This window comes from Nocardia uniformis NBRC 13702, from assembly GCF_001613345.1.
Taxonomy (GTDB): domain Bacteria; phylum Actinomycetota; class Actinomycetes; order Mycobacteriales; family Mycobacteriaceae; genus Nocardia; species Nocardia uniformis.
Map to the genome: position 1 here is coordinate 132,876 of NZ_BDCE01000019.1, position 23,118 is coordinate 155,993.

The following is a 23,118-nucleotide window of genomic DNA, read 5'->3' on the forward strand; positions in this document are numbered from 1 at the left end:
TCGCCGCGGTCGCCCTGGCATGCATGGCTCGACCCGTCAGGAGAATGCCGAATGACTCATCGCACACCGGCTCGACCCGTGAATATCGAGGAGGTGTTCCCCGAGCTGGTTCCGCTGCGCCGGCACACGGTGCGTCTGCACCCGCGCCCTGGTCAACCGTCGGGGACCGATAGTTCGGTGGGTGGTCCGCTGTGGTGGCCCAGCACCGAGCCATGGCCGGTATGTACCGAGGTGCACTTCGAGATAGACGCCTACCACCCGTACGACGGCGAGGTGCCACTCGTGCCGATCGTGCAGGTGTGGCGGCGGGATGCTCCCGGCTTCCCCTTCCCCGAAGACCGGGACATCCTCCAGATCCTGTGGTGCCCCCTCGATCACAATGAACTCGAATGCCCTCGGCCGCAAGTCTATTGGCGAAGCTCCGAGGCGGCGGGATCGGAGCGCAAACCACCGCCGCTGCCCGACGCCGCCGAGCAGGACTACATCCCGGCACCCTGCCTGGTGTACCCGGAACAGGTGGCGGAGTACCCCAGCTGGGACCTCGAAATGTATCGCGATACTCGGGCAGCTGTGCGAGACCGGATCGATCAACTCCGAGAGAACACCGGTTGGCACTACCAGTACCACCTGTCCACCGCGCCGGGGATCAAACTCGGTGGCTATCCAGGGTGGTCCCAGGAACCGGTCTGGCCCGACTGCGAATCATGCGGGCAGCGAATGGACCATCTGCTCACGGTGCCGAGCGAGGAATACGATTCCGAGACCTGGCGCACGTGGCTACCGCTGCAGGACCGGTCGGCACCGGCGATCAGAGGCGACGACTACTACCCGACGGCTCTGTTCGAGCCGGTTGGGGTGCGCATCGGAAGGTCCGGTGGTCTCTACATTTTCGAATGCCGCCGCTGCCCCCACCGCCCTACCGCTCACGAGCACGACTAACCTTCGCGCCCACGGCAGCTCGACTTCACGCGGCGGTCTGGTCGACCCCCGTCACTCGGTGGGTGTGCGGTTGCGAAGGAAGCCGCGGATTCCGGTGGCGCTCCAGTTGTCGTGGTCTTCGCCATAGGCGGTGATGCCGTCGAAGGCCCATTCGGTCAGGCAGTTCACCGTGTACCGCCCCGGACGTCACCCCTTGATTGGTTTGGAAGAACGGATAGAACTGCCCTGAGAGCCGTCGCTCGGGGACGGTGAAGGTGAACCAGCACGTCTCGGTCCAATAGGGCTCGGCATCGGCCGGTGGATGGAACTCGTCATCGGGATGCACCGTCATGAAGACACCGTTTTCATCGGCGGAATCTGGCGGTTCGTGCTTATCAGCACGACCGCGTGAGCCGCTGATACTGCCGAATCCGGTCTCGCTGAGCGGAACCCGCGCCGGCCGACGCGCTACCGGGCGAAGGGATAGTCGCGACCGAGCACCATCCCGAGACGATCTCGACTTCGACCATCACACGAGCTATCGTCGACTTGTTCGGTATTACGCAATTACGGATTTACGGGAGAGTGGGAATGCGGCACAAGTTCGCAATCGTCGTGGCCGCCGCGCTGCCCATGCTCGCAGGGTGCTCGAACCCTGCGGCCGTGGACGAGGTGCGCACACCGATCCCGACTGCGGACGTGACGTCGGCCGACGGATGGTTGGGCCAGATCTGCCAAGATCCGAACAACATCTCGATCGCCGTCGACGACGGAAAAGGGAACGCTGTCGAGCGTCGCGTCGATGACCAGCAGCCCATCGCATCGGCCGTGAAGGTCGTCCCGCTCGCGGCCTACGCCCGCGCGGTCGCAGCCGGAACCCTCGACCCGCGGCAACGAATCCCCGTCACCGAGTGGGAGCGCTGGTACTTTCCCGGAACCGACGGGGGCGCGCACGAACAGGCACGGACCCGCCTGCCCGGCGATACGGTCACCCTCGACCAGATGGTGAGCGCGATGATCCGCGAAAGCGATAACGCTGTCCCCGACTACCTGCGCGACCGCCTCGGCGACCAAGCACTGATCGATGCCGCCGCAGCGGGTGGGTGGCACGATTACCTGCCGTCCTCGAAGCTCGGCGACGTGATTCGCCTGCTCGACCCGGAAGTCGTCGACGTATGGGCGGCGGCGCGACGCTACGTCAGCGACCCGACGTATCGCGATGCGACGCAATCGAAACCGCTGCCGTCGTCCTACGACGAGGTAGCGGCGTGGGCCGACACCACACCGACGGCATCGGCGCGTCAGCTCGCGTCGATGCACCGTTCGATCGCCACCGGCAGCTTCGGGCCCGGCTCGGATATCGCACGCGCACAACTGGAATGGCAGGCGCCGCCGGACGGGTTCGTGGCGATCGGCTTCAAGGGCGGTTCGTATCCCGGCATCCTGACCGATGCGATCTATCTGCGCCGAGCTGACGGCACCGTCGCGACAGCGGTCCTGCTCAATCGCCGCATGCCCGAAACCACCTGGCAGGCCGCACTGAATAGTTACAGCCAGCAGGAACTGCTCATACGGGCCATGACCGAGCCGGACGTGTCGCACCGGTTAACGTGTGCTCCATGACCGATGTCGATGCCAAGCTCGCCGAGTTGGAGGCGCGGATCGAGGCGCTGGAAGGGCGCCGCCACCCCGAGGACCCGGCACGCGGATTCATCGAATACCACGGCAATGTCGACTTCGGTGGCGAGCTCAACTGGACCATCCGCTACAGCGCGGCATCGGTACTTCAGCTGCCCGCCAGCATTCGCGTGGAAGTGCTTGCCGCGCTGGGACATCCGGTCCGACACGCACTGGTCCAAGCACTCCTCGACGGCCCCCGCACCGGCATTGAGTTAGCGGAAGCCGTCGGACTCACCTCCACCGGCCAGCTTTATCACCATGTGCGCGCACTGTCGTCAGCGAACATCATCGAGCAACACAGCCGCGGCACCTACCACATACCCCCACCGAAAATTGTTCCGGTACTGGTACTGATGACCGCCGCGGCCGATATCGGCAACCTGCTGCAGAGTGGCTGAGCCGGATGTCTACCGCGCGGTGGCCCGCTGCCACGGCGGCGTTCACGGTGAAGCCCATTCGGCACCGGGCATGCGGGTAGTCCCCCGGGCCGAGATCGTCCGGTACGCATTCAAGAGCCTGGCTAGTGCACACCCGCGACCCATCGGCACCGACGAGGCCATGCGGCTGGCCCTCAGCCCGCCGCCAAACATCTAGGCCGCCCACCGGCGGGAGAACGAACAGTGAGCGGCCCGGTCGGGTGCGTTCAGGGAGCGAGCACGACCGTCTTACCGGAGAGCCGCCCGGCACCGGCGTCGGCATGCACGGCGGCCAGCTCCGCCACCGGGCGGTGGGCGGCGACGTGGACCCGGAGCTTGCCGGCATCCACCTTGGCGACCAGTTCGGCCAGCTGGGCTCCGTCGCTGCGAACCCACAGGTTCGCGCTGCGCACCCCCCGAGCGGGGTCTTCGGGAATCTGGCCGGCTGTGCTGGCAGCGACCCCGCCGTCGGCGACATAGTTCGTCAGTTGCGCGAGCTCCTGCGGGGAGACGCGCACATGGTTCACCACGATCTGGAACGGACCGCCCACTGCGGCCGGGCCCGCGGCGAGGGCGAGTGGACCGACAACCCGGTCCGCGCCGTAGCCCCGAAGGCGGTCGGCGTGCTGAGGCGCGTCGACCGCGGTCACGTGCGCCCCCGCATCGACGGCGAGCTGCACCACGAGGCTGCCCACCGCGCCCCCCGCCCCGTTGACCAGGACGGTCTGACCGGGCTTCAGCTCGGCGAGCTCGAACACCGTCTGCCAGGCCGCCAGGCCGGTCAGCGGCAGCGCCGCGGCGTCGACCAGCTCGGTCGTCCGGGGCGCCGGGGCCAGGGAGTCGGCCGGGGCGAGCACGTATTCGGCGGCTCCGCCGGCGGCGTCGAGGGGCAGCATCGCCACGACCCGGTCGCCGACCTCTGGGCCGGTCACGTCCGCACCGAGTTCAGCGACGGTGCCCGCGAGGTCGATCCCCGGCACGTAGGGGAAAGTTATCGGGATCATCTCGGCCAGGACACCGGCACGGATGTGGTCGTCGACCGGGTTGAACGACGTGGCCGCCACCCGCACCAGCACCTGCCCGATGCCGGGAATCGGACGGTCGACGTCCTCATAACGCAGGACTGCACTGCTGCCGAACTCGTGGAAACGCACTGCTTTCATGACACTGCCTTCTCTGTGTGTTGACACCGACGCCGACCGAATGCGTCGACCAGTTGGGAGGGGCGGAAAGTTATTGTGAGAGTTGGTATTTCAATCCATTTGCACCGAGCGGATGGAATTGCCCAGCTCCATGCGGTGGATGGCGCGCACGGCGCCGGTCGGGTTACCGGGGGCGCCGACGGCGAGCAGCCGTGGGGCGAAATGTTCGACGGACGGGCTCCAGCAGGACCTGTGGCAGGCGCTCCTCACGGTCGTTATTGCCCTCCCGGCGGCCCTCGACCGCCAGCTGCAGCGAGACGCGGGCATCTCCAATTTCGAGTACGGGGTCCTGGCCCAGCTGTCCATGGCCGACGAGACCACGATGCGGCTCAGCGACCTGGCCCGGGTCTGCGACAGCACTCAGCCCCGCCTGTCGAAGGTGATGGATCGCTTCGAAGCCCGTGACTGGGTCGCCCGCCGACCCGACCCCGGCGACGGTCGATACACGCTCGCCGCTCTGACCGGCGCCGGCCGGCAGAAACTCGTGGAGAGCGCACCGGAACACGTCGCGCAGGTGAAGCGGCTCGTATTCGATCCGCTCAGCGCCGCTCAGCGCCGCCACCTCGAGGCCGCACTCACCCGGATCGCCGCTACCGTGCGCCGAGAACTCGAAGGAGGCTGAGCGATTGTATCCAACGATTCGGTAGTATGCATTTAGTTGGCTAAAAGCCATCGAAATACATACCTCCGAGAGGCACTTCATCGGCGGAACCGCTCTGGCCCGCACACATCTGGTGACCGGCAGACTCAGCGAAGACATCGATCTGGTTGCTTTGGACAACCGGGCGGCATTGGCTCGCTGAACGCAAACCGGGTTGGCCACGCGCCTGCCATGGGGACGCTGGGCAGAGATACAACTGCGCCCCGGTGCCATCGATTGTGTCGGTGGCATCCGGGGCGCGGATGGGTGAATCAGCCGAGGTCCGGGTGGCCGAACCACTCGACAATCGTCCAACCCTGCTGCGGGCTGCCCTTGAGGACGACGCGGCCGCCGTTGCGTATCGGATCAGTGCCGAGTTTGTTCGGGTCGGCGTTGTCGGCGTTCATCATGGACCAGAACATGATGGCGGCGCCGTGCGAGAAGATCACCGGGTTGGTGCAGTCGCTGCGCTGCACATCGACCAGTGCCGCATCGAAGCGGCCGTCGAACTCGTTGCCGTCGATGGAGCCCGGAATCCGTGCGTCCAGGTCGCCGGAGAGCCACTTGATCGGCGCCTGTAGGTACCCGGACAGCGCTTCGGCCTCCGGGGTGCCCTCGTACTCGCCCGCCTCGATCTCCCGGAAACCGGGCTTGATGTCGAGGCTCAGGTCGTGCTTGGCGATGGTCGGTGCCGCGGTCTGCTCGGTACGCACCATATTGGACGCGAAGGCGCAGTCGTACTTCTTGTCGGCCAGCTCGACGGCCAGCTTGTCTGCCTGTGCCTGGCCGCGTGCGGTCAGGCTGGGCCCGGGCACCTTGGTGTCGATCAGGCCGGAGGCGTTACCGGCGGACTCGGTATGCCGCACCAGGGTGATGACCATTTCACTGGAGCCGCTGCCGGAGCCACTGCCGGAGCTTCCGAAGTCGATGGCGGACGCGACGCCGGTGGTAGCGGTTGTGGCCGCAACCGCGGTCGCCATCACCGCAATGGACAATCGAAGAGATCGGATTCGCATGGGTGGGAATGCCTTTCATCGTGGCGAACGCCACTTCAGGTATGCCGAAGAACCGGAAGGTGGAGTGTCGCGTCTCACAGAAGCAGCTATTTGCCCGAATCGACTACGGGGTATCCCATTCATCGGGATCTTTCGCGCACCGCCGACCATGTCCCTGCCATTGCCCAGGCGGCCACGATTTTGTCGTCCACACCGTCACAGCGAAAGCCTGCTTCCGTGACGAGAAACGACAGCCCGAGACGGCGTGCATTCGCTGCGTGAGTTGTCTACGGGAGATCGTCTGTTGCGGATGATATGTGCCGCTCGCTGATGGCCCTCCGAATCAGCGCCCGTGCTGCGTCACCGGTGACCGATTGACTCGCCAGGGTATCGAACGCGCGACCGTACAGGGCGATCTCGCGGGGCCGTGTGAGAGTCAGCTCGGCTGTGAGAGGAACCGACACCATATTCACGCTGGACCAACGCGATTTCCGAACGATCACACCCCTCACCCACGGCCTCACGAACTTCAGGATTCTGCCCGCCGACATGTAGTTTGCGGCCGTCGACCGCCCCGGGCTTCGTCTCACGCATCCGCATGCCCCCGATGCCGATCACGTCGTCCCAGGTGTGCGGCGGGAACACCTCGTGACCGGTCTGGGGAGCGGCACGAGACGGGCGTCCGGTATCTCAGCGGCCAACGCGGCCGTGTTCGTTATGACCTGGAACCGCCGCCGCGGCTCCTACCGCTATCGCAGGCGACGGCTGATCGCTTGCGGGCCGCCGGTCGATGCCCAATGCCTCAACGCCCGTGCCATGAACCGGGTCATGGCACGGGCGGGGGACGAGCCGGGCGTGGGTACCGGGATCGCGCTTCTACCGCCCAGCGGTGGTCGATCGCCCTATCGAGGCGAATTGGGGCCGGTTCAGAATTCCACTACCTGCCGAATCTCCACGTGTCCGTATCGGGCGGTGGGGATGCGTTGTGCCCACGAGACGGCTGTCTCCTCGTCCGGCACGTCGATGACGTAGAACCCGGCGACCGTGTCTCCGGCGGCGATTTTGTCGATGCTGCTCTCGCCGTCCCGGATGGTGAGTGTCTTGCCGTCGGCCGCTGGATGCAATCCGGCTTCGTGGACGAAGATTCCGGCCGCTTTCACCTGGTTGTCGAACTCGATCCACTCCGGCACCTCACCGTCGGACGGACCGGCCGTGGCGGGGTCGTAAGCGTAGAGGAGGGTGTACTTCATGATGTGTTGCCCTTCCGAATCATCTGTTGCTGGTTCAGCACGGTCGATCTTGTAGACGCGCCGGGATGGCGGAATTAATCGGTCCACGAACAACTTTCGAGGTGACCAGATGCAGCCACACCATCGATTACTTCGATCGCTGTCCGGTTCGTGCCATGGAAAACCCTCGCTGAACGGAGTCGTGTCCGCTATCGGGAAGCACCCGGAGATGCCCCTGGGATCCGGGGGGATCCGGTACGAGGGTCGGGTCAGGGTCCCTCGGTCGGCGTGAGCGCGCCATGCTCCGGTTGTTGATATCTGTTGCGAGATCGAAACCGCCCGCAATGTCGCATTTGTGCCCCCGGGGCGGCACGTACAGCATCTACACCTATGCCTACCCGGCGTGAACTGCGGGCTTCCGCTGATACAGAGATAGTTCGACAGGTATATCGCCGGTCACCGTGGTGATGCGTGCCGAGCGGGGATGGTATGGCGTCGATAGGCCCAGGATTCGAAATCCTGGTCGATGTCATCCCGATCGAGGCTAGTACTACGTATCTTATGTAATACGTACGAAGAAGAGGTTGTCGATGCGACTCAATAGCAAGGGGCAGGTGACCATTCCCGCCGAACTACGCCGGAAGTACGCGCTGGAGGAAGGGGACGAGGTCGAGGTTATCGAGGTCGGCAACACACTGGCGATCGTGCGTCGAGAGGGAGCGCAACGACGGGGCAAGCGACTCACTGGGCATATGCGCGGGCGCGCGACCACGTCGATGAGCACGGATGAGTTGATGGAACTGTTCCGTGGCGAGTAGCAGCGCCTTGCGGGCGGTCTCGGAACATACAGTCACCCTGGTGGATTCATGTGTGCTCCTCGATATCCTCACAGACGACCCGAAGTGGGCCGACTGGTCTGACGACGCGTTGGCCGATGCCCGTGACCTCGGAGCCACCGTGATCAATCCGATCATCTACGCCGAGGTCGCTGGTGGATTCGACACCATCGAGGAATTGGACGATGCGTTGCCGGAGTCGGAATTGGGGCGGATGGACCTGCCCTATCCGGCTGGGTTCGTGGCGAGCAAGGCATTCGTGGCGTATCGCCGCCGTGGAGGCGAAAAGAGAAGTCCGCTACCGGATTTCTACATCGGTGCGCACGCTGCGGTAGCGGGCTATCGGTTGTTGACGCGTGACGCGGCTCGTTTCCGGACCTACTTCCCGAACCTCGAACTGATCGCACCCGACCCGACGTAGGCTGCTTCGAGGTCGTCGACGGTCCGGACATACTTCGCATCACCGGGCTGGAACTGCTCGACGCCGCCCCACTCCCACGCGATCATTCCGTCGTCGGCTGCCCGTCGGAGGTTTCACCCACGGACCCCCGGGGCCGCGTCACACCGGATGTACGGGATAACGCGGGAACATCACCGTGAACGGGCCGGGGTCGGCGACAATCCGCTCACCACCGTGCATGGCGCCGTCGGAACGTGGTCCACACCAGACGATTTCGCGTGCGTCGAGCCGGAAGCCGACCGTATCGGGAGGGACGGGTAGCGGGGAGGTGACCGATACGGTGCGGTGCGCGCGCTCCCCTGCCACATCCATGGTGGTGAGTGGATAGCGGTTGCCGAGATCATCGGTGAGATGCAGATGGTCGGCGTTCAGAATCCAGGGCAGCTGGTCTTCGGCAACGGGGGCGGCGAGCCGGGCAATGACATCCGGGTGGTCGTCGTCGAGCGCGACGATCAGCCGAAGGTGCAGCCCCTGGTCGTAGCGCTCCATCGACAGAACTGTCAGCGTCACGCCGTAGGCTCGGGCTTTCCGGGCGACGGCGCTTACCTCCAGCAACTCGGCACTGGACAGCAGATCCGCCGCGGCCACCGGGCGGAGGCCGCGGTCGGCGGCGGGTCCGTCGAATGCCGGCGAGTCGGTGAGCCGTGCGCCGGCCGCTGCCGGTATCTCCCCGAGAACAGGCATCAGGGGTACTGTGCCCTGCGCTGGAATCGCCTGATCGGTGTGGCCGGGTGGGAGCAGCACCCGCACGGTGATCGTGGTCGCATCCGGGGCGATCACCGGGTCGCAGTGCACCTCCCCGTACGCCTGCCAATTCCCTCCCGGTCCGGCGCCGCCACCCAGCACAGGAGTGCACCGATACTCGTTGCCCAGATCGTCCGTCGCCTCGACCGCAATGGCGTGGACGTAGCCGAGGGTCACCTGTGAGGGACCCGGCTTCGGTGTCGCGCCCTCTCCCACCGGGTACCGGACCCGCAGCGAGACAGTGAATCCATCGGTGTAGGCGACGATCGAAATCAGGGTCACCTCATGATATTCCGAGCAACCGGTGGCGTTCACCGCCAGGACGTAGGACAGCCGGTGCAGTCGGGGCGGGAACGGCCCGACCGGATCGTCCCACGATCGACTGGCCTCGGAGGTGGTGTGCACCTGCAATGTCCGCCCAGCGCGCGGGAACCTGTCGGTGGTCACGAAGCGCTCCTTCGGTTCGGGGGTGCTCGTATGCATGGTTCATGACATCCCCGACTGCCGCAACGCGGCTGCGCCGCAGTGCGACATCGTCGGCTCACTGTCCCGGTGTGGGTGATGGCATCAGCCGTACCCCCGTCGTGCACCTGGGGTGGCACGTACAGCATCGACAACAAACCGGGTGCGTGGCGAGCTGCGAATTTCCGCTGATACCCAGGTAACTCGGCGAATCCAGCGCCGGTCAGACAGTTAAGGAGCGACAACCCGCTGTCCGTGCGGTCCGCTTTCCGCAGTCGACTTGGAGTTCACCGACACTGGATTCGATGGCGCGGTTGCATTCTTCTCTCTGCCAATGCTGCCCCGACTCTGGTATCCAGCAGGCGCTTTCGGTTCTGCACGCCGCAGTCAAGCCCGGCGGATATCTACCGGTCAGCATGGCCGAAGCCGATCTCGATGATGCGGCGGACACCTACCTGGATGCCGGCGTCCGGGGCAGCGGCTACCAGCGCGCCGACCGCCGACTTAGCAGCGAATCTTCGTAGCAAAGTCCCGCCACCAGCGCGGCTGTTGCCCGACTTCAGCTCGAACGGCAGGGGGAACTCTGTCCGCCACCCGGCGGGTAAGCAGGTCACCAGAAAATCTTCGATATGTGGCGTCGCTATGTCGGTAGTCCGGCAATGATCCGCTGTGCCGCCGCCTTCCACTGATCGTCGGTCGGTGCGGTCGCCGGACCCGATGGGTCGGTGAGATTGATATCCAGTGCTACGGCAAGTGTGTCGGTGTATATCCCGGCGTTCGGAGTACGACCGTCGTCCCAGACCAACATTGCTCGGGCGACCCCGGGGATCTCGCGAGAACCGGGTCCGCGAAACATGGCAATGAGGTCGTCGAAAGCCACATTCTGCCAGAGGCGAGCGATATTGATCGACGCCACCGGGAAATCGCTGTCACCATCGGAGCGGCGGTACTCGCATCGGCGGTCGATACCGGGCACCGAGGTCTCGACGTTCGTCCCTTCGTCGACGCTGGCACCGGTCAGCGCACCGACTTCAGCAGCGGTGAGCAGGCACTCGTCATCGACGACTTCGCCCGCGTGGATCCCGATGATGCTGTCCGGGGCGGAGGTCGTGGTGGACGACTCTGCCGCTATCGGGGTTCCTGTGCTGGTCGCGCTGCAGGCGCTGACCGCCAGCAGGGCGACGGCGGCGGGAACCGCCATGATCGAGGCGTAAAGACGTGTCATGCCCAGTACTCCGGTGCTTTGATCGACCAGGTCTCGTTGGCGTGCCAGTCTTCGTAGGCGACCGCTTCCGGGTAGTCGGGGTCGTCGCCGATGGGCACATCATTCTGGTCGTATTGGGGTTTGCCCGGGGTCGGCGGGTTTGCGGGAGCGGGTTCCTGGCCCGGCAGTGTCGTCGGTTTCGGCTTTTGCTGCATCAACGCGGCCACGAGATCACGTGGCAGGTGCTCGGTCACAATGCGGCCTTCCGGGCGGTGTCTGGGGTTCGGGGCGGTGATCGGTCGATGAACACGGGGCCTGCGGTTCCACGGTGTTCATCAGTGTCGGTACCGAGGCCAGCCGGGGTACGCGGGCAATGTTTCGGGCGGGGTGTCGGTGGTGATAGTTTCGGGTTCGGCCGGAGCATCCGGGTCGAGAGTCGCCACCCACGGGACGCACCGTTGGCTGTCGTAGTCTCCGGGAACTCCTGGATCGATGATCCAGCCCGTAAACAGATTGTCTTCGGGCGCTTGCCATTCGGGGGGACCGGGTGCGGGACTCGGCGTCGTAGGCAGGGTCGTCGTGGGAGCCGAGGTTATCGTGAGAGGTAGTCCGCTGCTATCCCACTTCGTGCGGACGAAACTGATGGTCTGCGAGTGACCACGACGACTGCGGGAGGTGTTGTACTTGCCGTCCCGCTCGACTGCGAAGTCTTTGAACGATTCGCAGGTGTAGGCGATGAATCCGGTGTCGGTGGGGGTGATGTCGAGGATGTGCTTGTACAGGGTGCCGTACACCGTGTCACGGTTGGCCTTTCGGAAGTAGATTCCCCGAGTTGTAGGATCGGTGACGGCTTCGTCGAACCCGGGATAAGACTTGTCGGGTCCGGCGAGTTGGCCGACCTCGAGTGCCTCAGCGGCTGCGCGGACAATGGTCGGGTCGGAGGCGAACAGGTTGATGTGAGGCTCGGCGGACCAGACAACAGTGGCGTTGTGGACCTCATCGGGCGGTCGATAGCCCGGTGGGCTGGTCTGCTCGGGTGGCGCGCTTGGGCTGGCGGAGCAGGCGGCAACGAGCAGGATCGCCGACGCCCCTGCGGCGCGGAGACAGTCGCGGGTAATCAATCTCGGTTTCTCCATCGGTTGGCGTTGCCGGCATTAGCGCTGTCTTTCTTCAGAACGTTGTCGAGAGCGTTCTGGTTATCGCCGCTATCTGGATGCAGGACTTCGTCATCGAGCTTCTTGGCTGCCTCCATTGCCGCCACGGTATAGGCGAACCTCCCGTCAAGCCCCACCCCTCCATCGGTGAGAATCTGCGGCAACTCCTTTAGCCCATCGTTTATGGGGCCGCGCAATTGTGGATCGGAGTTCCTATCTGAACTCATGCCCACCCACGATTTGAGAGTCCCGTCGGCATTGCGGAATTCCGGCGGGAGGGTGGCGGGGTCCAGGTGACCGCCGTTGACAAGTCCTTGCACCATGGCGTACATGCGGTTGTTGTCATCGCCGATTTCAGCGGGGTTGTAATTGGTGTAGTCAGTGCCGTCGGCGGTGAGCTTCACGTCCGGGAACGGGTTGACGAAAGTCCCGTCGTTCGAGGTGATGTCATTCTTGAAGAACTCGGTGAGCGCCACCCCGGCGGCGGCTTCGGGACCGAACCCCGCCGCGAAGATCTGCGCCGCGGTGTAGGCGGCAGCGTACTTCTGTTGTTTCGACGTGTCGGCGTCCTGGGCGTTCTGTGTGCGGTCGGCGATTTCGGCGTCGATTCCGGAGTCGACGAGCCAGCGCAGGTCACCGGCTTGGGTGCCGAGCAGGTGGTTCGGTTTGCCGTTGGCGGCCTGGTCGGCGTAGATGCCGTCGATGCGGTCGGCCTCGGCCAGCGCGACACTGTTGATGATCGTGGCGGCGTCGGGGTCGGTATTGAGGATGCTCATGACGCGCACGGCTTCGACGGGGTTGAGCTCGCCGAAGCCGGTGGTGTTGGTCAGCTCGTCGTTGGCGTCGATCATGTCGAGGGTGTACGGGGCAAGTGCGGTGGCCAGGGCCTTGGTCGCGACGGGATTGAGTTCACCGAGAGACTGTTTGTCGTGGCCGGGCACGTCGAGCCAGGATTCGTAGAGGTTCTCCTTATTGAGCCCCGACTCGGTGGTCGACAACAGCTGCGCCAACCCGTACGCCGCCTCACCAGCCTGCTTAGCATCCGCGACCTGCGCCGCGTCGCCGGGGTCAGTGATACGCGCATCCTCATTGATCCAGGTGAACATCTCCGACAGCGCCGCGCCGTTGTCGTCCCATTCGTGTTTCAACAGCGGGGTGAGGACCGAGTCGCGGTGGTAGCCGTCATTGTCCTGTCCCGGTGTACCCACACCGAACAACTCCGGATCGCCATTGCCGGTGATGAGAGCGTAGTTGGCGTCATCACTGCGGGTTCCGACGCTGACCAACTCCTGCAGCGTTTGCTCGCCGACCCCATTCCAGGGCACGTCGTGACCGGCCTCGGTCCGATCGGCGAGAATCGCTTGATGCGCCGCCTGGCGGGTCAGCTCCATCCCGAAGCGCTCCCCGGGCTGATACTCCTTCTCCGACGCACCGAGTAGGCTTGCGAATCGCTCCAGATCCTGGCGGTACGCCGCTTCCTTGTCGTCGCCGAAGAGGCCGGCGCGGTAATCGTCGGGTAGTTCCCGAGTATTGGCGTCGGGCATGTTGATTCCCGTTCCGGCGCGAGTGCCGACCAGTTCGCGGATCTCGGAATGGAGTTTGTCGTAGCCACCGCGGTTGACGACTGCTCCGGTGTCCTTGTCACGGGTGACGATCTTCTCATTGGACAGGACCATCAGCCCGTCGCCCAGATCCTCCCGCAACTGCTTCGCCTGCGGGGTATTGGTTTTCGCCAGTTGATCGGAGAACTGGAGCAACCCGTCGCGCCCGGCGTAGCCGTAGAACGCGTGGAGGTAGGCCAGCGTCGCCGGTGGCACGTCTACCTCTTCGCCGCGCTCGAGTGCCGCCAGCTGATCTGGCGTCAGTCCGGATTCGGCCAGCCGCTCGGAGATCCTCGCGATCTCCTCGTCGGTGGCGGTGCCGTCAGCGATGGCTTTGCCATCCTCCTCGGCCGCCGACGGCGTCAGCCCGTCGGCGGGGGTTTCCGGGGCGAGCTGTTCGATGCCGTCGAGGATGTTGCCGATCGCGTCGGCGGTCGCCGCGTCCTCGATCCCGATATCGCGGGCCAGCTGCTGCAATCTGATGGTTTCGTTGGTGGCCGTGTTCTCCCGCACCGACTTGATGTTGTCGAGCTGGTTGATGGTGTCCTGGTTGTCGCCCGCCGCCGCGTAGAGGGTGTTCCAGTCGGTGCCGTCGGTAACCGTCCAGTCCTCGGCGACGTTGTAGAAGTTGACCCCGTTGAAGCTGTTGTCGCGCAAGCTTTCGACCGCAGTCTTCGCGGTCGACACCATATGGTCGAGATTGGCGTGGTGTATGCGGGATTGGGCGGCGAGGTCATCGAATTCGGTGGCCAGCGCCCCCATTTGCTGGTGTTCGCGATCGGAGCGGTAATCCGCGCCCGCGCGCCCCTCCCCCGACCAGTCCAAACCGTCGATGGTGGAATTCATCCGGTCGGCCAGACCGCGGAGCTCTCGAGCGATCGTCTCGGCGGTCAGTGCAGTCGAGTCGATCTTTATTTGCCAGCTCAGGACTTGGCTGACCGTCGGCGGGACCGGATCGGTCACGCCGGAGCCTGGCCGCTGTTGAAATCACCCAGCGCGTAGAACCACGTCGCCGCCTCGGCATCGGCGTTGGTGTAGGAATCCGCGGCCAACCGCAGCAGGCTCGCGAACTGCCCGTAGCGGTCGCCGACGTTCTTCGCCGCGTTCGCGCGGACCGACTCGACACGGTCGAGCACCGACGCGGTCCGCGACCCGGCCATCAACGTCTCGCCCGTTATCCCGCTCCATAGGCCTGGCGAGTTCCCCGGCGCCATCGTCGGGCAGTTTTCCCACACCGGTGACCATCCCGTCGAAAACCCCCGCCGCCTGCCGCAGGTCCTCCGCTGAAACCTTCATCGTCGTGCCCCCCTCTGATGCACAGCCCATATCGAGCCGCTCGACCGCCCGCTTCCGGCGTCGATAGCACACCGACAATATCAAAACCAGCCTGCGCCAAGCGGTCTGAGACCGCATCCGGGACGGCTCCTACACTGTCTAGCCGCCACGCCCGCTACGTCATCAGGAACGATGCAATCGGCGTTCCGTCGGCTTCACGAATCTGTACGATGGAACCGCGCGGGCGGTGTCCCGGCTCTCCGATCACAGAACACGAGCCACAGGGCCTCCGCCGACAACGCCGAAGCCGGGGACTGGATATGGGCGGCTCAGCCCTACCGAATTCGCGCTGCATCCACTGCTGCATTTCGCTCTGAGTCGGCACGATCCACAGCGGACCCAGCACACGGGGGCGGGGAATCTACTGCGGCGTAGTCGATCATCGTTTCGGGCAGCTTCCGCACCGCACGCCGACCCCCTGTTCCGACATTGCGCCGCACATTCCGCTCGCGGCGCGGCGGTGGCAGTCGCCGGGATCACCGGATCCGGCGTGACGGCTGATCAGAATTCCTCAGTCGACGCGAAATCGGTGAGTCGCGGGTGGCCGGGCCACACCTGGGCCAGTGTCGTGTGGGGCCGGTGCGTTCTGCCTAGGCGGATTCGGTTGGGAGTCACGGCAAGTAGAGATCGGTTGCCACCAGCACCAGGCAGTCGCCCCGGGAGTGGTCGCGATGCAGAGCCGAGCCGAGAATCGGATTGTCGGAGACCGGATCGGCGGTGCGGGGACCCGTCGCCTCCCAAAGGCACGCTTCCTTCCTCACTGCAGCGCCATGACGTCCCGCGGCGGTACCAACCCCGACAGCGACCACGTCGAACGCCTCTACCTCCAAGGCCACTCCTTCACCGCCTGCGCGAAAACTCACCGGCCTCCCCGCCACCACCATCAACCGCGCGCTACACAAACGCGGGACGGCCATCCGACCGAAGGGCCGACCGCGCGACCAGCGCTCATGACCGGGTGCCCCGACGAACACCGGTCCGCACCACAATCAAGCGCACGCGCGTCGGCATTTTGGTGCGTTCGGCCAACCGCTCCATATCCGGGCGGTAGAACTTGCCCACATCACCCAGAATCAGCAGGAAACCGTTGGCCAGAATTCAGGTGGCGCGGTTGCCCAACATGCCCAAGATGGCTTCGTCCCAGCCGCACTAGGCTTCCCATCGCCGACTCCCGGCGACCCAAGTTCGGCCTGTCGCCCCGCCCTCGAGAAGTGGGTCCGCGAACGCAACGACCAGTTCGAGCACGTCGAGGAATAGATCGGGATAGCTGGCCACCGCAGGGCCTTGGCGTCGACGCCAGGCCGCGTACGAGCGTTGGCGCAACTCGGGGAGTTGGGCTATCGAGCCGCTGAGCGATCTCAACGCGATTCCCCGATGGGTAGCGGTCGCCTCCAGCGCATTCGTCAATTCAGTACCGAGGAGGTCATTGACCGAAACCAGGCGGTACAGGTCGGCGTAATCACGATCACGCGTGTTGAGATCCCCCAAAGCCACGGCGGTCGACAGCTTCTCGGCGATGACCGTGGCAAGCGGATACCCGAAGAGTTGAAAGCTGGTGCCACCGAGCTGCTGCGGATACTCGATCAGCGTTGGTTCGGGGGTGACAGGATCTCCGAAGCTGACGTCGAGCTGGAGTTTGAGACGCGCCCGAGCAATGGATGCGGCCATCGTCAGACGTAATCCGTGGTACTCGTCGTCCTCTCGGATCGGAACCGTCTTCAGCGTGCCGGGATCGAAAACGACGCCGTCATCCACCTCGGTCGCCGCGATCATCGAGATTCGTCGGATGATCTCGTCCTCATCGCCTTTGAAGGAACGCCCGAGGATATCGATGTCACGGGTCATACGGCGAGCACCGAACTGGGCGAGGAGTAGTCCACCCTTGAGAACAAAGAACCGGCCGCCCAGCGGCGACACGAACAGTCGGTAGAGGAAGCGCTCGAGCACATACTCGACCATGAGCTCGTCGGTTGACCGGCCGTTACGGCGGGCCAGATTACGCAGGTCGTTGTAGACACGACCGGCCGTGCTGTCGCGTGCAGGCTTGACCATCAGGCGATCACCGCCTCGACAGCGGGGCGGATTATCGACATCGCATTCAGTTCGCCAGCAATGCGCTGCAAATCCGCCACACCCGCGGAGCCGACACGACGCAAGTAGCGGCCCAGTGCGGCCAACGCGAGAGTCTCACCGATGCGGTGACGATGACGCATGGCGTCAACGACGGAGCGAGCGGGGTCATACACCGGTATCGTTTCTCCTGGAGCCGCCTCGTAACGCTCGACATTCAGCCCGAAAGTCCTTGCCGAGTACTGAGAGACAACAACGGGGGGAAACGAGATCGACGGACGACGGGCACCCCGCGCCACGGCAATATGCACTGCCCGAGGAATGTCATCGATCAACTCGTGCAGCGCGAGCGCGGACTCACCGCACACCACGGCATGCGGCACCCGCGCACACACCGCGAGCAGATCGAGATGCGCGGACTCCGGGGCATCGGCGCGGCGGTAGACCCCTCGTGACAGTTCATCGACATCGCCACCGGCCAACAGCACCGATAGGTCCCTCGAAGAAAGCGCCGCCTGACGCGCCTGCGCCGAAGTGAAGGTCGGCGGCAGCCCTCCCAACCTGGTGACCAGCCTCGAAGACTCAGGGGGAATCATGCATTAAATCGTACCCCTACGATGGGATGATGGGTGCGAATTGATACGGATCGTCCAAGTCGGAGGCGACTAACGAACCGACGGTTCCTCCGCTCCGAGCCAGGCACGATCACCATCGACTGCCTTCCTTGAAGTAGGAACATTGCTCGGCCGCGGTAGGAATTGGGCGGACTCTGAGACCGCAGCCGGATGCGCCAGGTCAGCACGATTCGCCCGCTCTGCGAGATCTCGAATGGTGGCTGGCACTCCCGCTTGCTCAATGAGCGCGTCCAGGAACCCTTGCCCGTCCAGAGCACGATGTCCGTAGCCGAAGGCGTAGTCAGTCAGAGCTTCCACGACGTCGTCGGTCGACGCCAGCGAACGGACGAGAACGTCGCGCACCACCGAGGCGAGATGGCCGGCGTCGGTGGGACGCGGCAACTAGATCGCCGATCATGCGCGCGGCGGTTGTGACTGGCATGCCGTCGACGACCTGCCAGTCGGTGCGAGTCAGCCCACCTCGGTGAATTGTGACATCAGGTACGGAGATCCGGATCCGACGCGTCGCAGTCAGTTCCACGACATCGGCGTCCATGTCACCCACGCGGTGCACATTGGCGGCTGTGCGATGGGACAGCACACCGGCCGGTACCTCGTCGTCGAGGCGTTCCCAAGCCAACCGCGACGGGTCCATCGCGACCCAGGCGACCCGTTTGTCGAGGTGCTCGTCATGAGGAAACCGAGCCAGCCGGTACAGGCCGTGATGCACCCGCTCCAGCACGCCGGTGTCGGCCATGCGTTTGAGTAGCTGAGGAGTCGCACCGACGGCCGTCCTCGCCTGTCGGCTAGTTATCAGCCCCCATTGTTCGGCTGCTACCCCGATCAGTTCCGAGGCGCGACTATCGCTGGACATGGCACGATAATACCGTAATCTGCCTACTATTACGCCACGATGGGTAATTATCCTGCCACACGATTGTACACGCCGAGTGGGCACAGAACAGCAGGGCGCTATGGCGGGACCGCAGCCGCCGAAGACGAAGCTGCATGACTGCAACACCAGGTGCCCCAATCTGCATGTGCTACTAATCGGCCGCACAGCCCGCAAACTGGCTGCGACACACAGGATTCCGCCTCGGTAAGCATCCGCTTCGACATAAGCGCCCAACCAACGTCGGACGGCGGCATCGCTGAGCCCGGTCCGGTCGCTGATCTCCGCGGGCGCGAGTTCGGCATCTCGTCGTGCGCAAAGCCCTCGACTTCGTTATCGCGCGACGCCCGACACCGCAGGAATGGTTCGACCCAACCTCCACGTGGTTCTTCGATCATCAGGAACTCGACGAGTATCTGCGGGCCTTCCACGACTACCTGTTCGGCGATCGCCCGGAGCCGATCCACCCTCCCGACAACGAAAGACTCCCGCCCGAGCCAGATCCCGCTCCGCCCACTAACCATAATGAACGTGCGCGATGACCAACAAGAGCTGCCGAGTCGGACCGTGGGCGACACGATTCGACCCCGAAGATCACGTTCGTCGCCGCCGAAGGCGCGGCTCGCACACAGGGTATTGGACGATGCTGCCGAAGTTTTCCAGCGGTTCGAACCAAAACGGGCACAACCTGCGACTTTGAGTCCTCCGGTTTCGAACCTGAACGATACCGACGCATGAAAGCACGCTTCGACCTGCTCCGATGCCGACTCCAGTGCCCCCGGTCGGGTTCGAACCGACACTTGATCGGATGTTCCATTCAGGTTTGCCGTAGACCCACACGTCCAGGTAAAACGTGCGGGGGTCATACACGACGAGAAAATGTAACCAATCCGCCTCGAAATGTAACCGTATGTGGTTACATTTTCCCATGGTTGATGTGAGTGGGCTTGTTTCCGAGCTTCGTGCGGCGGGTGGAGACCGCGTCGATGTTGAGGTCAAGTCTGCGGCGGGTGGGTTACCCCAGTCGTTGACCAGCACGTTGAGTGCGCTCGCGAACTTGCCCGGCGGGGGCACGATCATTCTCGGGCTTGACGAACGGACCGGGTTCCGACCGGTGCCACTGGGAGACGTGCATTGCTTGAAGCAGGGTTTGGGAACAAAGGCACGTTCGTTCACGCCGCCCGTGCGGATCCTCGTCGAGGATGGCACGGTCGATGACGAACCTGTCGTTGTGGTTCGCGTCCACGAATGTGATCGTTCAGCGAAACCGTGCCGGGTCGCCGCGACCGGGACCGCCTATCTTCGCAGCTACGACGGCGACTTCGCGATGTCCGAATTGGAGGAGCAGGCGTTTCTGGCATCGCGGCATCCACCGCTGTTCGATCGGCAATCAGTAGCGGGCGCGACCTTGTCCGACCTGGACTCCGAGCTTGTCCAGGGATTCGTGCGCTCAGTGCGGGACCGCGATCCGCGCGGGCTCGGGCGGTTCGCCGACGATCCGGAGTTATTGCTGCGTGCGGGTGTCCTCGACGCGGACCGCCGCCCGACGATAGCCGGGATCCTGGCGCTGGGTCTTCATCCGCAGCAATGGTTTCCGCGGTTCGTGATCCAAGCGTCGGCGGAGTCGCAGCCGGGCGATCCTCCAGAAGTTCGCGCCCGCAACCAGACAACGATCACAGGCCCCATTCCTCGAATGCTCGACGAGGCGTTGGGCTGGGCGCGACGGACCTTCGGCACGGCGATCGTGACCGCCGACGACGGAACCGTTCACGACCGGTCGGAGTATCCACTCATCGCGTTTCGCGAGTTGATCGGCAACGCGTTGGTCCATCGGGATCTGGATCACTGGTCGATGGGAATGGCCATCGAGGTCCGCCTGCGCCGGGACCGATTGGTTATCACCAATCCTGGTGGCTTGTACGGCATTACGGTTGAGCGGCTGGGCCGCGACGCGGTGACCTCGGCGCGCAACGCCCGGCTGGTTGCCATCTGTCAGCATGTTCGCTCCCCAGATACGGGTGCCCGAGTTATCGAGGCGTTGGCGAGCGGGCTATCTATTGTCACCGAGTCACTCGAAGAAGCAGCGCTACCGCCGGCCAACTATGTCGACGCCGGTATTCGATTCACTGCCGTGCTGTATCACTCGGCTCGGAAACCCCTGCTATCGCCGAAACTCAATGCGACCGAGCAGAAGATCTACGACGCCCTGGTAATCGGGCCGCGAACCGTCAACGAGCTCGAGTCGGCCCTGACCCTGTCGGCCCCGAATATCCGCAAGGCGCTGCGCGGACTCCGGGCGGCCGGGCTGGTCGAACAACAAGGCGGTCGTGGCAAGCCGACGGTTTACCGCCGCAACCCATCCTGAGAGTGCTACTTGCACACACAGAGTGAAGGGATACCCACCGGTGCTTAGATTGCGCACATCGACCTCGGTAGGAGTCGCCGAGGTTCACCGACCAGGCCGTCGCGACTGTCGGGCGCACCCTTATGCGCTGCCGAAACTACTTCGCCGCGCGCAAACAGGGTGCACCTGGCTGGACGTTATTCGAACCGCGCTGACCTGCGGGAACTCGAAACCGTGCGCGCCAAAGTCGAGGTCAAGGCTACCGGTGAGGGCGCCAGGACACACAGGCGATCAAAACGGGCCACCACACCCCCACGTACCCCACAACGGATTGTGCGCAGACTCCCGCGAGCCGAGATCGAGGAGTTGATCCACGCATACCGCGATGGTGCGTCCACCACGGCACTCGCCGAGCGCTACCGCATATCGCAGAGCGCGGTCCTCGGACTGCTGCAACGCCATAACGTCCCGCGACGGTTCCAACCCCTGACCGACGCCGACATCGACCGCGTCGAACAGCTCTACCTCCAAGGCCACTCCTTCATCGCCTGCGCGAAACTGACCGGCCTCCCCGCCACCACCATCAACCGCGCGCTGCACAAACGCGGGACGCCCATTCGGCGGAAGGGCCGACCGCGAGTGACCGCCGAGCGGACAAAGTCCATCCCAAACACGTAGGCGACTCAGTCTTCCCAGACACCACGCCCTGGGTTCCAGCGGGCGGAATGCTCGACGGTTGGCCGCGCCGCGAGGACGCGGTTGTAGCAGCGGCCCGCTGCGTACAGTCCGGCATCGAGTACGTGATGCTCTTCTGGAAGAGGGCTTCTCTGTGCCTCTTTCCGCCAGCCGTTATCCCAATCCGGTCCGGGGCTTTCCAGGGTCGCGGGCAGTCTTTCGATACCGCGAAGCACCCGTTCCCGTTCGACTGCTTCAACGACCGGGGCGAGTTCAATCTGCAGAAACATGCTGATCAGCAGCAGATCGACAAGATCGCGGTAGCGGCCCGACGACCGCTGCACCACCGCACCATGCAGCTCGTACATTGCGCAGATCTTGTCGGCAATCTGGTCGGCGAGTGGGTAGAGCTGCACCGTCGTCTCCGGCGGGAAGTCGTCGGTGTCGACTACGCGTGGGATTGTGTGGTGCTCCACGGGCCCGACGAGCGGGCGGCGCCAGTCGACGAGGTCGATGCTGAACGTCTCGAATGTGTTGGTTCCGATTCGAGCCGTTACTGTCACGGTCGCCCCTTTCCCGTTGCTCAGTGCGGTGGCCGGGCCGATATCGAAGCGAAAATGATCGATGTGCTGACCGACCGCGTGCCGCAGGTCCGCAACCGGGTCGACGGTGCCAGAGACAGCCATGATGTCGATGTCGCGGCTATAGCGCGATTCCGGAAGCCGGACCATCATCCCCACGCCGCCCTTGAGAATCCATCGTTGCGGGTCGACGGCGAATACACGCGCGAGGAAGCGGGACATGACGAACCGCCTCTTCGCAACATTGAACGACTGCCCCGACGCCTTAGCGTGCTTCTCGAGATGGTCGGTGACGCTACTACGGACAGCCTGCGGACTGCGGGCACCTTCACTCACGGTTCCTCCGCTCAGCCCGATTCGCCCGTTCTGCGAGATCTCGGGTGGTGGCTGGCACTCCCGCTTGCTCGATGAGCGCGTCCAGGAACCCTTGCCCGTCCAGAGCACGATGTCCGTAGCCGAAGGCGTAGTCAGTCAGAGCTTCCACGACGTCGTCGGTCGACGCCAGCGAACGGACGAGAACGTCGCGCACCACCGAGGCGAGATGGCCGGCGTCGGTGGGCACAGCAGCTAGATCACGGATGGTGCGCACGGCGGTTGTGACTGGCATGCCGTCGACGACCTGCCAGTCGGTGCGAGTCAGCCCACCACGGTGAATTGTGACATCAGGTACGGAGATCCGGATCCGACGCGTCGCAGTCAGTTCCACGACGTCGGCGTCCATATCACCCACGCGGTGCACATTGGCGGCAGTGCGATGGGAAAGCACACCGGCCGGTACCTCGTCGTCGAGACGTTCCCAGGCCAACCGCGACGGGTCCAGCGCGACCCAGGCGACCCGTTTGTCGAGGTGCTCGTCATGAGGAAACCGAGCCAGCCGATACAGGCCGTGATGCACCCGCTCCAGCACGCCGGTGTCGGCCATACGTTTGAGTAGCTGAGGAGTCGCACCGACGACTGCCCTCGCCTGTCGGCTAGTTATCAGCCCCCATTGTTCGGCTGCTACCCCGATCAGTTCCGAGGCGCGACTATCACTGGACATGGCACAATAATAACGGAATCTGCCTAC

The 23,118-nt window shown here is 64.4% G+C and carries 25 protein-coding genes and 1 pseudogene; 11 read left to right on the forward strand and 15 right to left on the reverse strand.

Annotated features, from left to right (window positions below):
• Positions 1-51 precede the first annotated feature (51 nt).
• From NU1_RS05535 to NU1_RS05545, 3 genes are all read left to right on the forward strand, one after another.
• Positions 52-939, forward strand: a complete 888-nt coding sequence (locus tag NU1_RS05535; protein ID WP_067518025.1) for a YwqG family protein — start codon at positions 52-54, stop codon at positions 937-939.
• A 570-nt stretch (positions 940-1,509) separates the two neighbouring features.
• Complete coding sequence (locus NU1_RS05540) at positions 1,510-2,541, forward strand: serine hydrolase (RefSeq protein WP_067518027.1); 1,032 nt, start codon at positions 1,510-1,512, stop codon at positions 2,539-2,541.
• Positions 2,538-2,996, forward strand: a complete 459-nt coding sequence (locus NU1_RS05545) for an ArsR/SmtB family transcription factor (RefSeq protein WP_067518029.1) — start codon at positions 2,538-2,540, stop codon at positions 2,994-2,996. The genes NU1_RS05540 and NU1_RS05545 overlap by 4 nt, the downstream gene beginning before the upstream one ends.
• Before the next feature lie 245 nt (positions 2,997-3,241).
• Here NU1_RS05545 and NU1_RS05555 read toward each other — a convergent pair whose 3' ends face one another.
• On the reverse strand, positions 3,242-4,177 hold the full coding sequence (locus NU1_RS05555) for an NADP-dependent oxidoreductase (RefSeq protein ID WP_067518033.1): 936 nt from the start codon (positions 4,175-4,177) through the stop codon (positions 3,242-3,244).
• A gap of 139 nt (positions 4,178-4,316) precedes the next feature.
• Here NU1_RS05555 and NU1_RS05560 point away from each other — a divergent pair, with 139 nt between their 5' ends.
• Both NU1_RS05560 and NU1_RS41135 read left to right on the forward strand, forming a co-directional pair.
• Positions 4,317-4,838: a MarR family winged helix-turn-helix transcriptional regulator gene (locus NU1_RS05560; protein ID WP_212761334.1), complete on the forward strand. Its 522-nt coding sequence runs from the start codon at positions 4,317-4,319 to the stop codon at positions 4,836-4,838.
• A gap of 76 nt (positions 4,839-4,914) precedes the next feature.
• Positions 4,915-5,013 (forward strand): annotated as a pseudogene (locus NU1_RS41135) (nucleotidyl transferase AbiEii/AbiGii toxin family protein); the annotation flags it as partial.
• A 115-nt stretch (positions 5,014-5,128) separates the two neighbouring features.
• Here the strand turns inward: NU1_RS41135 and NU1_RS05565 are convergent.
• The gene (locus tag NU1_RS05565; protein WP_067518035.1) at positions 5,129-5,836 is read right to left on the reverse strand and encodes a histidine phosphatase family protein; all 708 of its coding nucleotides are present in this window, start codon (positions 5,834-5,836) and stop codon (positions 5,129-5,131) included.
• Between the two features lie 941 nt (positions 5,837-6,777).
• Complete coding sequence (locus NU1_RS05575; RefSeq protein ID WP_067518039.1) at positions 6,778-7,101, reverse strand: YciI family protein; 324 nt, start codon at positions 7,099-7,101, stop codon at positions 6,778-6,780.
• A 569-nt stretch (positions 7,102-7,670) separates the two neighbouring features.
• Here NU1_RS05575 and NU1_RS05580 point away from each other — a divergent pair.
• Complete coding sequence (locus NU1_RS05580; protein ID WP_067518041.1) at positions 7,671-7,898, forward strand: AbrB/MazE/SpoVT family DNA-binding domain-containing protein; 228 nt, start codon at positions 7,671-7,673, stop codon at positions 7,896-7,898.
• Positions 7,888-8,337: a type II toxin-antitoxin system VapC family toxin gene (locus NU1_RS05585; protein ID WP_067518043.1), complete on the forward strand. Its 450-nt coding sequence runs from the start codon at positions 7,888-7,890 to the stop codon at positions 8,335-8,337. Before NU1_RS05580 ends, NU1_RS05585 begins: the two co-directional genes overlap by 11 nt.
• Before the next feature lie 138 nt (positions 8,338-8,475).
• On the opposite strand, the gene NU1_RS05590 is transcribed toward NU1_RS05585, so the two are convergent.
• On the reverse strand, positions 8,476-9,567 hold the full coding sequence (locus tag NU1_RS05590; protein WP_157552000.1) for a hypothetical protein: 1,092 nt from the start codon (positions 9,565-9,567) through the stop codon (positions 8,476-8,478).
• A 320-nt stretch (positions 9,568-9,887) separates the two neighbouring features.
• Here NU1_RS05590 and NU1_RS41140 point away from each other — a divergent pair, with 320 nt between their 5' ends.
• The gene (locus tag NU1_RS41140) at positions 9,888-10,106 is read left to right on the forward strand and encodes a hypothetical protein (protein WP_157552001.1); all 219 of its coding nucleotides are present in this window, start codon (positions 9,888-9,890) and stop codon (positions 10,104-10,106) included.
• Positions 10,107-10,222: 116 nt separating this feature from the next.
• Here NU1_RS41140 and NU1_RS05595 read toward each other — a convergent pair whose 3' ends face one another.
• The 9 genes from NU1_RS05595 to NU1_RS40030 all read right to left on the reverse strand — a co-directional run bounded on the left by NU1_RS05595 (position 10,223) and on the right by NU1_RS40030 (position 18,434).
• Entirely contained in the window at positions 10,223-10,807 is a 585-nt protein-coding gene (locus NU1_RS05595) for a hypothetical protein (RefSeq protein ID WP_157552002.1), read from the reverse strand.
• On the reverse strand, positions 10,804-11,040 hold the full coding sequence (locus NU1_RS05600; RefSeq protein WP_067518048.1) for a hypothetical protein: 237 nt from the start codon (positions 11,038-11,040) through the stop codon (positions 10,804-10,806). The genes NU1_RS05595 and NU1_RS05600 overlap by 4 nt, the downstream gene beginning before the upstream one ends.
• An 81-nt stretch (positions 11,041-11,121) precedes the next feature.
• Positions 11,122-11,922 (reverse strand): hypothetical protein, encoded by an 801-nt coding sequence (locus NU1_RS05605; RefSeq protein WP_157552003.1) that lies wholly within the window; start codon positions 11,920-11,922, stop codon positions 11,122-11,124.
• Positions 11,904-14,504 (reverse strand): TPR repeat domain-containing protein, encoded by a 2,601-nt coding sequence (locus NU1_RS05610; RefSeq protein ID WP_067518051.1) that lies wholly within the window; start codon positions 14,502-14,504, stop codon positions 11,904-11,906. The genes NU1_RS05605 and NU1_RS05610 overlap by 19 nt, the downstream gene beginning before the upstream one ends.
• Positions 14,501-14,701: a hypothetical protein gene (locus NU1_RS05615; protein WP_067518053.1), complete on the reverse strand. Its 201-nt coding sequence runs from the start codon at positions 14,699-14,701 to the stop codon at positions 14,501-14,503. The genes NU1_RS05610 and NU1_RS05615 overlap by 4 nt, the downstream gene beginning before the upstream one ends.
• A gap of 786 nt (positions 14,702-15,487) precedes the next feature.
• A complete protein-coding gene (locus NU1_RS05620; RefSeq protein ID WP_157552004.1) occupies positions 15,488-15,637 on the reverse strand; it encodes a hypothetical protein in 150 nt (49 codons plus the stop codon).
• Positions 15,638-16,025: 388 nt separating this feature from the next.
• Entirely contained in the window at positions 16,026-16,928 is a 903-nt protein-coding gene (locus tag NU1_RS05625; RefSeq protein ID WP_067518057.1) for a nucleotidyl transferase AbiEii/AbiGii toxin family protein, read from the reverse strand.
• The gene (locus NU1_RS05630) at positions 16,928-17,542 is read right to left on the reverse strand and encodes a type IV toxin-antitoxin system AbiEi family antitoxin domain-containing protein (protein WP_067518058.1); all 615 of its coding nucleotides are present in this window, start codon (positions 17,540-17,542) and stop codon (positions 16,928-16,930) included. Before NU1_RS05630 ends, NU1_RS05625 begins: the two co-directional genes overlap by 1 nt.
• A gap of 319 nt (positions 17,543-17,861) precedes the next feature.
• Positions 17,862-18,434 carry a type IV toxin-antitoxin system AbiEi family antitoxin domain-containing protein gene (locus tag NU1_RS40030; protein ID WP_245719960.1) on the reverse strand — a complete coding sequence of 191 codons (573 nt, stop codon included), beginning with the start codon at positions 18,432-18,434 and terminating at the stop codon, positions 17,862-17,864.
• A gap of 329 nt (positions 18,435-18,763) precedes the next feature.
• On the opposite strand from NU1_RS40030, the gene NU1_RS05640 reads away from it, so the two are divergent.
• The 3 genes from NU1_RS05640 (at position 18,764) to NU1_RS05650 (ending at position 21,474) form a co-directional block, all read left to right on the forward strand.
• A complete protein-coding gene (locus NU1_RS05640; RefSeq protein ID WP_067518062.1) occupies positions 18,764-18,994 on the forward strand; it encodes a hypothetical protein in 231 nt (76 codons plus the stop codon).
• 386 nt (positions 18,995-19,380) lie between these two features.
• Complete coding sequence (locus NU1_RS05645; protein ID WP_245719961.1) at positions 19,381-20,817, forward strand: ATP-binding protein; 1,437 nt, start codon at positions 19,381-19,383, stop codon at positions 20,815-20,817.
• 312 nt (positions 20,818-21,129) lie between these two features.
• Positions 21,130-21,474, forward strand: a complete 345-nt coding sequence (locus tag NU1_RS05650; RefSeq protein ID WP_157552005.1) for a hypothetical protein — start codon at positions 21,130-21,132, stop codon at positions 21,472-21,474.
• Between the two features lie 5 nt (positions 21,475-21,479).
• Here NU1_RS05650 and NU1_RS05655 read toward each other — a convergent pair whose 3' ends face one another.
• Positions 21,480-22,388 (reverse strand): nucleotidyl transferase AbiEii/AbiGii toxin family protein, encoded by a 909-nt coding sequence (locus tag NU1_RS05655; protein ID WP_067518065.1) that lies wholly within the window; start codon positions 22,386-22,388, stop codon positions 21,480-21,482.
• Positions 22,381-23,091 carry a type IV toxin-antitoxin system AbiEi family antitoxin domain-containing protein gene (locus tag NU1_RS05660; protein WP_067518067.1) on the reverse strand — a complete coding sequence of 237 codons (711 nt, stop codon included), beginning with the start codon at positions 23,089-23,091 and terminating at the stop codon, positions 22,381-22,383. Before NU1_RS05660 ends, NU1_RS05655 begins: the two co-directional genes overlap by 8 nt.
• Between the last annotated feature and the right edge of the window lie 27 nt (positions 23,092-23,118).

Coding starts and splice junctions, on each gene's coding strand:
- NU1_RS05535 (WP_067518025.1), top strand. CDS start 52: ATGACTCATCGCACACCGGCTCGACCCGTGAATATCGAGGAGGTGTTC.
- NU1_RS05540 (WP_067518027.1), top strand. CDS start 1,510: ATGCGGCACAAGTTCGCAATCGTCGTGGCCGCCGCGCTGCCCATGCTC.
- NU1_RS05545 (WP_067518029.1), top strand. CDS start 2,538: ATGACCGATGTCGATGCCAAGCTCGCCGAGTTGGAGGCGCGGATCGAG.
- NU1_RS05555 (WP_067518033.1), bottom strand. CDS start 4,177: ATGAAAGCAGTGCGTTTCCACGAGTTCGGCAGCAGTGCAGTCCTGCGT.
- NU1_RS05560 (WP_212761334.1), top strand. CDS start 4,317: ATGGCGCGCACGGCGCCGGTCGGGTTACCGGGGGCGCCGACGGCGAGC.
- NU1_RS05565 (WP_067518035.1), bottom strand. CDS start 5,836: ATGGCGACCGCGGTTGCGGCCACAACCGCTACCACCGGCGTCGCGTCC.
- NU1_RS05575 (WP_067518039.1), bottom strand. CDS start 7,101: ATGAAGTACACCCTCCTCTACGCTTACGACCCCGCCACGGCCGGTCCG.
- NU1_RS05580 (WP_067518041.1), top strand. CDS start 7,671: ATGCGACTCAATAGCAAGGGGCAGGTGACCATTCCCGCCGAACTACGC.
- NU1_RS41140 (WP_157552001.1), top strand. CDS start 9,888: ATGGCGCGGTTGCATTCTTCTCTCTGCCAATGCTGCCCCGACTCTGGT.
- NU1_RS05595 (WP_157552002.1), bottom strand. CDS start 10,807: ATGACACGTCTTTACGCCTCGATCATGGCGGTTCCCGCCGCCGTCGCC.
- NU1_RS05605 (WP_157552003.1), bottom strand. CDS start 11,922: ATGGAGAAACCGAGATTGATTACCCGCGACTGTCTCCGCGCCGCAGGG.
- NU1_RS05615 (WP_067518053.1), bottom strand. CDS start 14,701: ATGGCCGGGTCGCGGACCGCGTCGGTGCTCGACCGTGTCGAGTCGGTC.
- NU1_RS05625 (WP_067518057.1), bottom strand. CDS start 16,928: ATGGTCAAGCCTGCACGCGACAGCACGGCCGGTCGTGTCTACAACGAC.
- NU1_RS05630 (WP_067518058.1), bottom strand. CDS start 17,542: ATGATTCCCCCTGAGTCTTCGAGGCTGGTCACCAGGTTGGGAGGGCTG.
- NU1_RS40030 (WP_245719960.1), bottom strand. CDS start 18,434: ATGTCCAGCGATAGTCGCGCCTCGGAACTGATCGGGGTAGCAGCCGAA.
- NU1_RS05645 (WP_245719961.1), top strand. CDS start 19,381: ATGGTTGATGTGAGTGGGCTTGTTTCCGAGCTTCGTGCGGCGGGTGGA.
- NU1_RS05660 (WP_067518067.1), bottom strand. CDS start 23,091: ATGTCCAGTGATAGTCGCGCCTCGGAACTGATCGGGGTAGCAGCCGAA.